This window comes from Roseobacter sp. (genome assembly GCF_024639605.1).
In the GTDB taxonomy this organism is placed as follows: Bacteria; Pseudomonadota; Alphaproteobacteria; order Rhodobacterales; family Rhodobacteraceae; genus Roseobacter.
Genome location: NZ_JAHEHZ010000093.1, coordinates 1 through 13,504, shown reverse-complemented (window position 1 = coordinate 13,504; position 13,504 = coordinate 1). Strand labels below are relative to the sequence as shown.

Sequence of the window (13,504 nt, the reverse complement as noted above, 5' to 3'; positions counted from 1 at the left end):
GCCGCAGCTCTCGGCGTGCTGGCCGTCGCCTCCGGCATCTATACCTATCTCGGCGTTTCCTCGCTGCTGGATGACAACGGTGCACTGAGTTTTTTTGCCGCCATCAGTTATTCGATTGCCGTCTCAACCGGTATCTTTGTGTTCTGGTCCTATATGATCCGCCTGTTGCCGGCTGTGCGCACGGCGGGTGCACGGATGGGTCTTTTTGTGTCCATGCTGCTGGGGTCTGCGGCGATTATTGCTATGTCGTCCTGGCTGAATGCGGCAGCCCTTGCAGGTGCCGCAGCGGTTGAACAGCATCTGGCCCGCACCGTGCAGGATTATCAGACTTCGCTGGAGCGGACCAACGAAATTGCCGTTTCTGCACAGGGGCTTGGGCGGGATGTGGCCCGGGTACGGCAGTCGTTTGAAGACCTCTCCGAACAGGAAGCCACGGGTGGTTTATCGGGCCTTGCCGGGCGTGGTGCTGTATTCCGTGTGCTGCGCCAGAAATCAGATGAACTTGCCGGGCTCGAGGCGCAGATCTCCTCACAGCAACCCCTTGTCGATGCGGCCTTTGCCGAAGGAAATGCTGTGCTGAGCCGCATGCGGTCACTTACGGTCGAGCCTGGTCCCATTGAAACGCGGTCGGTGCAGTTCTCTGAAGAGGCGGTGCGTCTGGCCGGGGTTATTACCCAGCTGCGCCAGCTTTCTGTCGCTCCTCTGGTGAGCCGGGCAGCCCGGGATCTCAGCGCCTCTGTGGTGCTGCCGGAGCTTGACGGGCGCACTGCTGAAAACCGCGCAGGCCAGCAATCGACCATTTCCTCCGTGCTGGATGTGCTGGGACAGCGGGCCGATACGCTTCGCCTGGCGGCGGAGGGGGTGATCGCGATGCAGCCGGCCGCCGACACCATATATACGCCGATCAGCACCGCTGATGCGGTGATCCGTTATGCCGGGAATTTCGTGCCCTCCTGGGCCGGGGCGGTTGCCATCGATCTGCTGCCCGCGGTTCTGGTCTTTATCCTCGCAATCACACAGGCGGCGATTCGCGGCGGCAAGGCACCCGTGAGTGTCGGGGAGACGCTGACGCTCGCGGAGCTCAGAGCCGCGATGCGGGCAATGCGGGACATGGAAGTGACGATGGGTCGGGATGAGCCGGTTCCCGAACGGGACAGGTCTCCCGGCATCAAGCCGGTTGAACTCAGTCCGAAACCGGAACGGCAAGCATGACCGACACTCCCTCCCCTGTCCCCGCCCGGCGCTTTGACACCCGCACCGCGATTATCGGGGTGCTGGCGCTTCAGGTTGTGCTGGCTGTGCTGCTGATGGGTCGTGACGTTCTGAGCGTGCTGCCGCAGTTGGTGCGGCCCTCCGACCGTCCTGCTTTTGACGCACCGGTAGCACCTGGCGATCAGACCCGGCGGTATGCACCGGATGATCTGCCTTTCGCCCCGACGCGCGACGGAACTCCCGGCAGGCCCTATCGCACGTCCGGAGACATGCCTGTGCGGTTGCTCTTTGAGCATGCAGACGGGCTGCTGAGCCTGACAGGGCAGATTGCACCTGGCGATGCAATCCGGCTGGAGGAGCATTTGCAGACCGCCGGAGCCGTAACCGAAGTGCGGCTGAATTCGCCAGGTGGATCGGTTCAGGACGCGCTGAGCATCGGCCGGCAACTACGCACCCTTGAGGCCGCGACCCTTATGGAGGCGACGGATGTCTGTCTTTCCGCCTGCCCCTATATCCTTGCGTCGGGGGTGACGCGGCGCGTGGATGATGATGCGCAGGTCGGCGTGCATCAGCATTTTTTCGGCGCCAATACAGCTCTGCCCGCTTTTGTGGCTGTGGAAAGCATCCAGCAGGGACAAGGTGAGGTGATGGAATATCTCAATGAGATGGGTGTTGATCCGCTGATCATGCGTCATGCACTGAAAACGCCACCAGACGAGATTTACATCCTGCTGCCCGAAGAACTGATCACTTACCGCATGGTTACTCCGGCCGGGTCCTGAACACGTTGTAACAGCGACCGGTATGGCCCGACATCCTGAAGATAATTTCACCTGATTCCGGCTTTGAGCGGGCACTATGTCACAGGTTATTGCGCCGTGGTTCTTGAGAACATATACAGAACATATGGTAAAGAAAACCCTCGAACAAAAGCTGGCGATTCTCTCCGACGCGGCGAAATATGATGCCTCCTGCGCCTCGTCGGGCTCAACGAAACGCGACTCGCGGGGCGGCAAGAGCCTCGGCTCAAATGAAGGTAGCGGAATCTGCCACGCCTATGCGCCCGATGGCAGGTGCATCAGCCTGCTGAAAATTCTGATGACGAATTTCTGCATTTACGACTGTAGTTATTGCATCAACCGGGTCTCGTCGAATGTCGAACGCGCGCGGTTCTCTGTGGACGAGGTCGTAAAGCTCACCATCGAGTTCTACCGGCGCAACTATATCGAAGGATTGTTTTTATCCTCAGGTATCATCCGGTCGCCGGACACCACCATGCTCGACATGGTCCGGATTGCCCGCAAGCTGCGGCATGAGGAAAACTTCCGCGGCTATATCCACCTGAAAACCATTCCCGATGCCGCGCCGGAACTGATTGAAGAAGCAGGACTGCTGGCAGACCGGCTTTCCATCAATGTCGAGCTGCCAACCGATGCCTCGGTGAAACAGCACGCGCCGGAGAAAAGTCCTGAGCAGATCCGCCGCGCCATGGCAGACGTGCGTCTGCGTAAAGAAGTGGCGCGCGATCGCAGCCATACCGGAAAGCGTCCACCTCGTTTTGCGCCCGCCGGACAGTCCACACAAATGATCATCGGCGCGGATGCTGCGACAGATACCACCGTGCTTGGACAATCCACGCGGCTTTATGCAAGCTACAAGCTGAAGCGGGTCTATTACTCGGCTTTTTCACCGATTCCGGATGCCTCATCCCGGTTGCCCCTGATCAGCCCGCCGTTGCAGCGTGAGCACCGGCTCTATCAGGCAGACTGGCTGCTGCGGTTTTACGGTTTTGATCTCAGAGAGATCACCGGGCATCATCAAAGTGGCAATCTCGATCTCGACATCGATCCGAAACTGTCCTGGGCGCTGGCGCATCGTGGCCTCTTTCCGGTCGATGTGAACCGCGCCCCGCGCGAGCTTTTGCTGCGTGTGCCCGGTTTCGGCACAAAAACTGTCGGGCGCATTCTGAGCAGCCGCAGACACCGCTCGCTGCGCTATGACGATCTGCACCGCATGGGCGCGGGACTGAAAAAGGCACGGGCCTTCATCACGGCGGGGGGCTGGAGCCCTGGTGCACTCACCGACAGTGCCGGTTTGCGCGCACGGTTTGCTCCGCCACCCGAACAGCTGAGCCTGTTCTGATGACCCATGTCGTCGTACCCCGCATCGATGCCGCCCGTGCCTGGCGGGATGCAGCGCGTGACCTGCTTTTGTCACAGGTGCCGCCACAGGAGGTGACATGGGGGGATACGAGGCAGGACCGCGGCCTCTTCGACACTCCGGGGCCTCCCGGCCCTGCCCGACCTGTGACAGGCTCTGTTACGGTGCCACGCAGTTTTCTGCAGATGGCCGACACGGTGGTCTGGCACGCCGATCCCGCGCGTTTCGCGCGGCTTTATGCGTTTTTGTGGCGTTTGATCGAAGCGCCACATCTGATGAGTGACAGGGGCGATGCGCATCTGTCACAGCTCCGTCAGATGGAGAAAAACGTGCGGCGCTGCCAGCACAAGATGAAAGCCTTTGTGCGGTTTCGCGAGATCGGCGACCCGGCCGGTCCGCGCCGGTCTTTTGCAGCATGGTTTGAGCCCACGCATCACACGGTCGAGCCTACGGCTGGTTTTTTTGCGCGGCGGTTTGCCGATATGGACTGGCGTATTCTGACCCCGGATATCTCAGCCGTGTTTGAGGACGGAAAGGTGCGGTTCGAAGAGGATCATCCCCGCCCCGATCTGCCCGATGATGCCAGCGAAATCCTGTGGGTGACTTACTTCCGGAACATTTTCAATCCGGCCCGGCTCAAGGTTAAGGCCATGCAGTCCGAAATGCCAAAAAAGTACTGGAAGAATATGCCCGAGGCGGCAGCGATCCCGGATCTGATCGCAGGCGCGCCCGCGCGGGCGCGCGAGATGGCTCTGAACGCGCCCGGCCTGCCGCCCCCCCGCATGGCCGCAGTTCAGGCGCAACAGGCACACCTTACCTCTGCCTGGGACGGGCCTGCGGATGATCTGCCGCGTCAGGTCAGCGCCTGCACCCGATGCCCTTTGCACCGCACCGCAACTCAGGCTGTTCCCGGCGAGGGGCCGCTCTCAGCGCGGCTGATGATCGTAGCAGAACAGCCCGGCGATCAGGAAGATCTGCAGGGGCGTCCGCTCGTGGGGCCTGCGGGGCAGCTGTTTGACCGCATCGCCGACGACGCCGGCCTCGACCGGAATGGGGCTTTTGTCACCAACGCCGTGAAGCATTTCAAATTCCGCCCGCGCGGACGGCAACGCATCCACCAGCGCCCGGATGCAGGCGAGATACAGCATTGCAGGTGGTGGCTTGAGGCTGAGATACAGCTGGTCAGGCCCGCCGTGATCCTCGCGCTCGGTGCTACAGCGGCGTTGTCGCTGACCGGATCGGGCGCTGATCTGATGCAGCGTCGCGGAAACGTGGAAACCGGGCCCGATGGTATCCCGGTGCTGATCACGCTGCATCCGGCTTACCTGCTCCGACAGCCGGATGCGGATAAAAAAGCCGCCGCCACAGAGCATTTCCGCAATGATCTGGGACTGGCCCGGCATATGTCAGAAAATACAGTCTTTCCACGTACGCACGCATGACATAACTGCTGCAAATTCAGAGCCGGCGGCGCTTCCAGTCGTCAACCTGCTCGCGCGCCCTGTCAGCATCAATGTCGTAGTATGCGCACAGGCGGCGCTCGAGTTCGGCGCGGTCACCGGCAATCTGGCTGATGTCCTCGTCCGTCAGCTTTTCCCACGTCTTTCTGACGTCGCCCTTAAGCTGGTTCCATCGGTTGCGCACTTCGTCCCATTTCATAGAGGACCTGCCCTCTTCGCTGTTGTAGGTTCAGACGGGCCAACGCACGCAACCGGGTATAATGTTCCATAGCAGACGGAACTTTGTCTGAACTTCCGGCGTTAGCAGGAGAAGGAGAAATCTATGTCGCAGCGCCCTGCGCAGTCTACGGCCCTGATCGTGATCGCAGTTTGCGCCGCCGTCTGGTTTCTTCAGACCGCATCTCATGTCATGGCACCCTTGTTGCTGGCGCTTGTCGTTGGCGTCGTCACCGCGCCCGTTGGTGATCTTATTGAGAAAATCGGGTTGCGGCGGTCCGTATCGGCCTTCGTGGTGCTCTTCAGCGCGCTCACAGCCGTTGTTTTGCTGGGTCTTCTTCTGGTGCCGGTGATAACAGATGCCGTGGAAATGGCGCCGCGCATCAAATGGGAACTGCGCAAATTCATATCGACACTGCAGCCGGCAATCGAAAGCGTCACCGATATGCAGGAATCGATTGAGGATTCACTGTCGCCCGGGTCTGACCCGGTCGCAAAGGCAACTGACGCGCCCAGCCTGACAGATGCAATATGGCTCGCACCGGGCTTTTTCGCTCAGGTTATGATCTTTGCCGGGTCGCTATATTTCTTCCTGCTCTCGCGGAATGATCTTTACCGGATTATCGCCCGCAACACCTCTCGCGTCAGTGAAGAGGTACTCTGTGCCGCCGAGCGCGATGTATCGCGGTACTTCCTGACCATCACCGCGATCAATGCCGCTTTCGGGCTGATCATCGGCCTTGTGATGGCTACGCTTGGTATGCCGAACCCGTTTCTGTGGGGTGTCGGCGCGTTTCTGGTGAATTATCTTCTCTATCTTGGGCCGATCGCGTTTGCAGTGACCTTGCTGTTTGCAGGGTTTGTGACCTTCGAGGGGGCCTGGAGTTTCCTGCCGGCGGCGCTTTATCTCTCCCTGAATGCGACCGAAGGGCAGTTTGTCACCCCGTCGCTGGTCGGCCGGCATATGTCCATCAATCCGCTCGCGGTTTTTGTGTCGCTGATATTCTGGCTCTGGCTCTGGGGACCGGTAGGTGGTGTGATCGCTATTCCGGTGCTGGTCTGGGGCCTTAATCTGCGCGAAGCGCATACCGGGCCGGAGCCGGAGAGTGACACCAAAATAAGGTCAGTCGCTGCCGGATAAACTGCGCCAACTATGCGGTGGCCGACCTGCCGGATGCCGCTTCAAGGGCGGCGCTGAGCCCCGCGAGAGTAAAGGGTTTGCTGATAAAGGCCCAGCCCGGGTGATCGCGCTGAACGAGCGGCGGTGCATCGATCCAGACAACCGGTAGCGCCCTGAGGCTGGAGGCGTCCTCTTCAGTTATCTCACGTGAGATCATGCCATTTCCCGAAATGATGGCAAGTATGGGCGCGCCGACCGGGGACATCGACCGACGCGCCTGATCAAAAGACGCAGATACGCGCAGCTGCACCTTGGGGAAGTGCTGCTTAACGGTTGCCGAAATATCTTCGGCCACAAAGACATCCTCTTCGATGATGACACAGGTTATGTTACTCACACTGAAGTCTCCGCCTACGCTCTTAACCGTGCTCCTTATGGAACCATTCATGTCGCGGCGCATTAAACTGTGACATACCCCGGGGAGAGAGATGGCCACCACATGCAAAAACTGCCCGCTGAGGACACAACCGGTGTTTATGGGCATGAGCACGGAAGACGTCGCGCGGATGCAAAGATTTAAGTCCGGTGAACTGTCGGTGGAACCGGGTACGCACATCCTTAACGAAGGGTCCAACACACCCCAGCTTTTCACCGCACTGAGCGGCATGGGCGTGCGTTACAAAACCCTGCCGGATGGCCGGAAACAAGTTATTAACCTTATTTTTCCCGGAGATTTCATTGGCCTTCAGGCAGGTGTGCTCGGTGAAATGTCGCACTCCGTCGAAGCCACGACTGAGATGACATTATGCGTCTTTGATCGCAGCAGTTTTTACGAATGGTTCAGCGCAAATCCGACCCGCGCATTTGATCTGACATGGCTTGCTGCGACCGAAGAACACTTTCTCGGAGAAGCCTTGCTGACGTTGGGTCAGCGGTCGGCGATTGGTGCTCTTGCCTGGGCAATGGTACGTCTTTTTGCACGCGGAGAGGGAACTGGGCTGGTCCGAAACGGGGCGATGCCGCTGCCGTTCCGGCAACAGGATATTGCGGATTCTCTCGGCCTGTCGCTGGTTCACACCAACAAAACCCTCGCCAGGTTGCGCGAACGGGATCTGCTTTCGTGGAGCGATGGAATCTTGCGGATCTACGACAAACCGGCCCTGATGGAGATTGCGCAGATGGACACTGCAAAGGCCCCACGCCGGCCGCTGATCTGACAGGACACCACATGATACGTACTTTGACAGCAACGCTGCTGATGGCCACGTTGCTCACCGCACAGCCCGGCGGCGCGCAGACGGCCTCCGATCCGGTTCAGACGGACAGTTCAATCGGTGTGGGAGAAGATACAGTCAGCGACACGCAGATCCGCGACCGTATCAATACCCTTGCGCGTCAGATCACCGGTTTTCAGAACGTGACCGTGTCCGTTTCGGGTGGTGTCGTGCGGCTGCAGGGTCAGGTGCTTGATAATACCCGCCGCGCGGAGCTTGAAGGAATCGTGAACCGCGTGGAAGGTGTCGTCGCGATCGAAAACGAGACAACGATCAGCACCAGTCTGGAAGAGCGCCTCGAACCAGCCGTGGACCGGATTCTGGATCGCGGCCGGAATATCGCCCTCAATGCACCGATATTTATCGTGGCCTTTCTGGTCTTTGTCGCAATTGCGGTTCTGGGATGGCTGCTGACGACGCGCCTGGCCATCTGGCAATGGCTGGCGCCGAACAAATTCATCGCCGATGTCTACCGCGCCGTGGCCCGGATTGTCTTTATCGTGGTGGGTATCGTCGTCGGGCTGGATATTCTGAATGCGACCGCCCTGCTTGGCGCAGTGCTTGGTGCTGCGGGTGTGGTGGGTCTTGCTCTGGGTTTTGCCGTGCGGGACACCGTGGAGAATTTTATCGCCTCAATCCTGCTCAGTCTGCGCCAGCCGTTCCGCCCCAATGATTTCGTCGGAATAGACGGAAAAGAGGGTAATGTTGCCCGCCTGACTTCGCGCGCGACGATCCTGATATCGCCCGATGGCAATCACATCCGGATCCCCAATGCGACGGTTTTTAAAGGGCATATTATAAATTATACGCGCGATCCCAACCGGCGCTTTACCTTTGAACTGGGTGTAGATGCGGACAGCGACCTGGCGGCAGCGCTTGCCGCGGCGACGAGTGCGCTGGAGAAACTGCCTTTTGTCCTCAACGACCCGCCCGTGTCGGCCTGGATTGCGGAAGTGGGCGATTCGAATGTGGTGCTCACATTTGCAGCCTGGGTCGATCAGAGCCGTGTTGATTTCATGAAGGCGCGCGGTGAGGCCATCCGCGTGACGAAAACCGCTCTCGAAAGCGCCGGCTTCGGGCTGCCGGAACCGATCTACAGGCTGCGTCTGGACGAGCGTTCTGCGCAACAGCTATCCGGAACGCTGTCTGAAACAGAGACGGAAACCCGGTCGCCTGAGCCCCTCCCGCCACAAACGGAAACAGCGTTGCCGGCAGCATCCGATCCCGAACAGTCAAGCGCCGAGACCAGCGACGCGGTTGAGCGTGAACGCAGAGCGACGGATGCCGGCGGCGATCTTCTGAACCCGGACAAAAAGTCCGAATGATCGGGTGGCGGTCACGTCATGCTCTGATGACGCTGCCTTCATCCACCGCCGTGATCCTGGCCCGCATGCGCTGACGGGTCGGGAAGAATGGCCTTACCCACAAGAACCAGAAGAGCATGTTCAGTCTCGGCAGGCATCTCAAACGGGATCTTGTTGTCGAGGCACAAAAAACTGTGGCCGTGCACGAAACTCCAGGCCGCATAGGCGCGCAGTTGAACGACGGGATCGTCTACCGGGCGGTTGAAGTGTTCAGCCACAACGATTTTCACCACCGCACCTGTTCTTTCGCCAGCGGCCTCAAGCTCCGGGCTCTGGTCATGCCTGCCGGAGTGCCCGAACATCATCTGGAACATGCCCGGTTCATTGCGCGCAAAATCCACATAGGCCTGGCCCAGCGCCACGATCCGGCTTGGGTCGCCTGCAGGCCAGGCATCGGCCGCGTCCTGCATCACCTGACGCATCCGTTCCATTGCCAGCAACAGCACCCCACGCATAATCTCATGACGGTCTTTGAAGTGTTTGTAGGGTGCCGCCGTACTGACCCCCGCGCGACGGCAGGCCTGTGCTACCGAGAATCCTTCCGGACCGTTTTCCTCGATCAGCTCGCGTACCGCTTCCAGCAACTGACGCCTGAGATCGCCGTGGTGATATTCTTTTTTGCTTTCTACGCCAGAAGGTTGGCTGCTCATATCTGATTTTCTTCCGATTACTGCTTGCCAAAGTTAGCGACGCAAACATATGTTAGCAATGCTAACTTTACGAAAGGCAGTATCCCGTGGCTACCTTTTTTCCGCTGCCGCCAGGGCTGAAACGAACTGGCAGTCTGTTTCTGACCCTGATGATAGCGGGTGCCGCCGTGGTGACAGTTTTCATCGGGCGCAGTGTGATTGCCGACCGTGCCAGCGCGCTGCCCGCCCCTGCGCAGGTGCACCAGACGCCGGTCAGAATTGCGGTACTGCGGATGCAGGACAGCCATCGCGTGACCCGCCGGTTTTACGGACAGGTTGAAGCGCGCAGGAAAACTGCGCTGGCCTTTGAGCGTGCAGGAACGCTTGAGAGTGTTGCTGCGCGAGAAGGCGATCTGCTCCGGGCCGGCACCGTCGTCGCGCGGCTTGATACACGCCTGCTGGAGGCCGAACGCGACCGCGTGAGTGCCCGGCGCGATGTGCTGATGGCGCAGGCTGAACTGGCGCGGCGCACCAATGACCGGCAAGAGGAGCTGCGGCGGCGCGGCCACGTCAGCGCGCAGGTGGTGGATGATACCTCCCTGCGACTTGCGCAGCTTCAGGCGGCCATCGCAGAGGTCGATGCCGGGTTACAGGCGATCCGGATCGATATGCTGAAATCCGAACTCGTCGTGCCCTTCTTTGGCGTTGCCGGTACCCGCATGCTGGACCCGGGCGCGGTGGTCGCACCCGGGGCGCCGGTGCTGACGGTGCTTGATCAGGACCGGCAACGGTTCAGAGCCGGGCTCGATCCTGCGGTGGCCGCGGATCTCAGTCCCGGAGACCTGGTAACCATCGCGTTCGGGACAGACCGACGTGACGGAACGGTGGCACAGATCGCCCCCGATCTTGACCCGCAGACCCGCAACCGCGTGATCTTCGTCGATATTGCAGGCGCGCCTTTGCCGGCGGGCCAGACCGGACAGGTCGTGATCATCACGGATGTCGCAGAACCCGGGGCATGGGTGCCGGTATCGGCGCTGCGGCAGGGCCCGAGGGGTGCCTGGACACTGCTTACGGTAAGGGAGGGCGCGGTGACGCCGGAAGCCGCAGAAATCATCCATCCTGATGGCAACCGGGTCTATGTGCGTGGGAGCTTTTCCGACGGCGACAGCTTCGTGACCGGCGGTACGCACAGGCTGGTGCCGGGTCAGGCGGTCGCGGCGGCGGAGCGCATGTCATGGGAACGCTGACCTTTCGCCAACCGCGTATTGTCGCGCTGATCCTGCTGGTGATCATCGCCGCCGGTGCGTCTGCGTTGCTGGCCATCGGGCGGCAGGAAGACCCCACGATCACCAACCTGTTCGCAACCGTCACGACCCCCTGGCCCGGCGCTGACCCGGCGCGCGTTGAAAGCCTTGTAACCGCCGAGATCGAGGACAGCCTGAGAGAAGTCTCAGAGGTCGATGTGCTGAATTCGACCAGCGCTGCGGGCATTTCGATTGTGCAGATCGAACTGATTGAAACGCTTGCCGCTGACCGCATCGAAGAGGTCTGGTCAGAACTTCGCGATAAACTCTCCGTAGCTCAGGACCGGTTCCCGGCAGGTGTGCTGCCCGCTGATCTTGATACAGACGGCGCCGGCGCCTATGGCGCGATTGTTGCGCTGAGCACGCGGCATGACGGCGTACCCCTGTCGCTTACCGGTCGCTTTGGCAAGGATATTGCGGACCGGCTGCGCAATGTGCAGGGCACCAGGCTGGTAGAGCTTTTCGGCGTTCCGGAAGAGGAAATCACCGTCACACTGAATGCGCAGCGCGCCGCCGGCACAGGCCTGACCCCGGATGCAGTCGCCGCCGCCATTGCGCGTTCAGATGCCAAGGTTTCGGCAGGCCGGCTGAGTGGCGCAGGCGACGACCTGCTGCTTGAAGTATCAGGCGAGATCACCTCCCCCGACCGGCTCCGTAATATCGTGCTGCGTGATGGCCCGGACGGGCAGACACTGCTGCTGGGCTCGGTCGCACAAATCACCCGCGGGCCGCGTCAACCTGTGGCAGAGGCCGCTTTGCACAACGGACGGCCTGCTGTTCTGATTGCTGCCAGGGCCGAAGACGGTCTGCAGGTTGATGTCTGGGCTGCCGGTATCCGTGCGGTGCTGGACGACTACCAGCCTGGTGTTCCCGCGGGCATGCAGATGGAACTGGTTTTTGACCAGTCCACCTATACCGCCGCGCGCCTCGCAGAAGTTGCCGGCAATATGGCTGTCGGTGTTGGTCTGGTACTCACTGTGCTGCTGATCACACTGGGGCTGCGCGCGGCCATGATCGTGGCGATGGTACTGCCGGTGGTGACGCTCGCCACACTGTTTACCATGAACCTGATCGCATTGCCGGTGCATCAGATGTCAGTGACGGGCCTGATTGTCGCGCTGGGTCTGCTGGTCGATGCCGGCATCGTAATGACGGACGAGATCGCCAGGCGCATCCGCTCGGGGGCATCACGCCATGACGCCGTGCGCGGATCCGTATCACGCCTGACCATGCCGCTTTTTGCCTCCACTGTTACGACGGCGCTGAGTTTCACACCGATGATCCTGCTGCCCGGACCGGCGGGCGATTTTGTCGGCTCAATCGCGCTGGCTGTGGTGATCATGCTCGGCTGGTCGTTTGTGGTTGCGGTGACGATCACACCCGCGATGGCCGGCTGGCTGATGCCGGCGGAGGGACGCACGGGCGTCATAGCCAGCGGGATATCATCGGGTTTTGCCGGCCGGCTCTTTGCGCGCTCGCTGCTCTGGTCTCTGCGCAATCCGGTGCGTTCGGTCCTGCTGGCGCTGGTGCTGCCGGTGCTTGGGTTTGCCAGCCTGCCGCTTCTGACGGCACAGTTCTTTCCCGGCGTGGACCGGGACCAGTTTCACATTGAGGTGGACATGCCACCCGGCACCGGCATCGGGCGGACACAGGCGGCCGTGACCCGACTGGATGCTCACCTGCGCACCCTGGACGAAGTTGTTGCCGTCAGCTGGACAACCGGCCGCTCGGCGCCGGCGTTTTATTACAACATTCCCGGCGGCCGCAAAGCTGCGCCGGGCTATGCCCAGGCGCTTGTTCGTACACGCTCTGCAGAGGCGACAGAAACCGTTTTGCCGGAGCTGCAAAGGGACCTGCCCGCGCTGGCCCCCGACGCGCAGGTGCTGGTGCGCGGGCTGGTGCAGGGTCCGCCCGTCAACGCGCCGGTTGAGTTGCGCCTCATCGGGCAGGACCTTGCGTTGCTGCGCGAGGCCGGCGACGCGCTGCGCCGGATCATCGAAGAGGTACCCACGGTCACCCTCGCGCGTTCGTCGCTGACACCCGGCGCTCCGGGGCTTGCGATAGACGTGGATGAGGCGCGCGCGCGTCTGGTCGGGCTGACCCCCGGTGATATTGCGCGCCAGCTCGACGCAGCCCTTACGGGTGTGACCGGCGGCTCTCTGATCGAAGGCTCAGAAGAGCTGTCTGTCAGGGTGAGGTTTGATGCTGACTTCCGGTCTGATCCGGCACGGGTGCGCGATCTGCCTCTGATTCTGCCGGAGGCGGGGGCCTTTCCTGCGACGCCCCTGTCGGCGCTGGCGGATGTCATGCTGGTGCCCCGGCAGGGACAGATCACTCGGCGCGACGGCGAACGGGTCAACACCGTTCAGGCCTATTTGCAGCATGGTGTGCTGCCGGAAGAGGCCCTTGGTGACATACGTGAGCGTATTGATAACGCGGGCTTTGAACTGCCGGGCGGCGTGCGTCTCCAGACCGGTGGGGATTCTGACGCGCGGGCCTCGACCCTCAACAATCTGCTGGCATCGCTGGGGTTGATTATCACGCTCTCGGTGGCTGTGGTGGTAATGACGTTCGGCAGCTTCCGGCTGGCGGGGGTGGCACTGGTGGTCGGCGGGCTTTCGGCGGGCCTTTCGGTGCTGGCCCTCGCAGTGTTCGGATATCCTTTCGGGATCAACGCAATAATCGGGCTCATCGGATCCGTGGGCGTGTCGATCAACGCGGCCCTGATTATCATGACAGCTTTGCAGGAAGACGACGCAGCA

12 protein-coding genes are annotated in these 13,504 nt (G+C 61.0%); 9 read left to right on the top strand and 3 right to left on the bottom strand.

Annotation, left to right across the window (positions count from 1 at the left end):
* The 4 genes from Q0M35_RS12555 to Q0M35_RS12540 all read left to right on the top strand — a co-directional run.
* The coding region (locus Q0M35_RS12555; RefSeq protein ID WP_295315790.1) for a hypothetical protein at positions 1–1,212 on the top strand (1,212 nt) is incomplete at its 5' end.
* Positions 1,209–1,994: a hypothetical protein gene (locus tag Q0M35_RS12550; RefSeq protein WP_295315788.1), complete on the top strand. Its 786-nt coding sequence runs from the start codon at positions 1,209–1,211 to the stop codon at positions 1,992–1,994. The genes Q0M35_RS12555 and Q0M35_RS12550, both read left to right, overlap by 4 nt.
* A gap of 124 nt (positions 1,995–2,118) precedes the next feature.
* Positions 2,119–3,354, top strand: a complete 1,236-nt coding sequence (locus Q0M35_RS12545) for a putative DNA modification/repair radical SAM protein (protein ID WP_295315786.1) — start codon at positions 2,119–2,121, stop codon at positions 3,352–3,354.
* Positions 3,354–4,814 carry a UdgX family uracil-DNA binding protein gene (locus Q0M35_RS12540; RefSeq protein ID WP_295315784.1) on the top strand — a complete coding sequence of 487 codons (1,461 nt, stop codon included), beginning with the start codon at positions 3,354–3,356 and terminating at the stop codon, positions 4,812–4,814. Before Q0M35_RS12545 ends, Q0M35_RS12540 begins: the two co-directional genes overlap by 1 nt.
* Before the next feature lie 16 nt (positions 4,815–4,830).
* On the opposite strand, the gene Q0M35_RS12535 is transcribed toward Q0M35_RS12540, so the two are convergent.
* Positions 4,831–5,031: a CsbD family protein gene (locus Q0M35_RS12535; RefSeq protein ID WP_295315782.1), complete on the bottom strand. Its 201-nt coding sequence runs from the start codon at positions 5,029–5,031 to the stop codon at positions 4,831–4,833.
* A 123-nt stretch (positions 5,032–5,154) separates the two neighbouring features.
* On the opposite strand from Q0M35_RS12535, the gene Q0M35_RS12530 reads away from it, so the two are divergent.
* Positions 5,155–6,189 carry an AI-2E family transporter gene (locus Q0M35_RS12530; RefSeq protein WP_295315780.1) on the top strand — a complete coding sequence of 345 codons (1,035 nt, stop codon included), beginning with the start codon at positions 5,155–5,157 and terminating at the stop codon, positions 6,187–6,189.
* A gap of 10 nt (positions 6,190–6,199) precedes the next feature.
* Here the strand turns inward: Q0M35_RS12530 and Q0M35_RS12525 are convergent, their stop codons facing one another.
* The gene (locus tag Q0M35_RS12525) at positions 6,200–6,565 is read right to left on the bottom strand and encodes a hypothetical protein (protein ID WP_295315778.1); all 366 of its coding nucleotides are present in this window, start codon (positions 6,563–6,565) and stop codon (positions 6,200–6,202) included.
* Between the two features lie 91 nt (positions 6,566–6,656).
* Between Q0M35_RS12525 and Q0M35_RS12520 the strand changes: the two genes are divergently transcribed.
* Together Q0M35_RS12520 and Q0M35_RS12515 are read left to right on the top strand one after the other, a co-directional pair.
* Positions 6,657–7,385, top strand: coding sequence for a Crp/Fnr family transcriptional regulator (locus Q0M35_RS12520; RefSeq protein ID WP_295315776.1), 729 nt, complete (start codon positions 6,657–6,659; stop codon positions 7,383–7,385).
* A gap of 11 nt (positions 7,386–7,396) precedes the next feature.
* On the top strand, positions 7,397–8,767 hold the full coding sequence (locus Q0M35_RS12515) for a mechanosensitive ion channel domain-containing protein (RefSeq protein WP_295315774.1): 1,371 nt from the start codon (positions 7,397–7,399) through the stop codon (positions 8,765–8,767).
* A gap of 38 nt (positions 8,768–8,805) precedes the next feature.
* Here Q0M35_RS12515 and Q0M35_RS12510 read toward each other — a convergent pair whose 3' ends face one another.
* The gene (locus Q0M35_RS12510; protein ID WP_295315772.1) at positions 8,806–9,456 is read right to left on the bottom strand and encodes a TetR/AcrR family transcriptional regulator; all 651 of its coding nucleotides are present in this window, start codon (positions 9,454–9,456) and stop codon (positions 8,806–8,808) included.
* An 86-nt stretch (positions 9,457–9,542) separates the two neighbouring features.
* Between Q0M35_RS12510 and Q0M35_RS12505 the strand changes: the two genes are divergently transcribed.
* Both Q0M35_RS12505 and Q0M35_RS12500 read left to right on the top strand, forming a co-directional pair.
* A complete protein-coding gene (locus tag Q0M35_RS12505; RefSeq protein WP_295315770.1) occupies positions 9,543–10,685 on the top strand; it encodes an efflux RND transporter periplasmic adaptor subunit in 1,143 nt (380 codons plus the stop codon).
* On the top strand, positions 10,673–13,504 hold a 2,832-nt coding region (locus Q0M35_RS12500; protein WP_295315768.1), incomplete at its 3' end, for an efflux RND transporter permease subunit. The genes Q0M35_RS12505 and Q0M35_RS12500, both read left to right, overlap by 13 nt.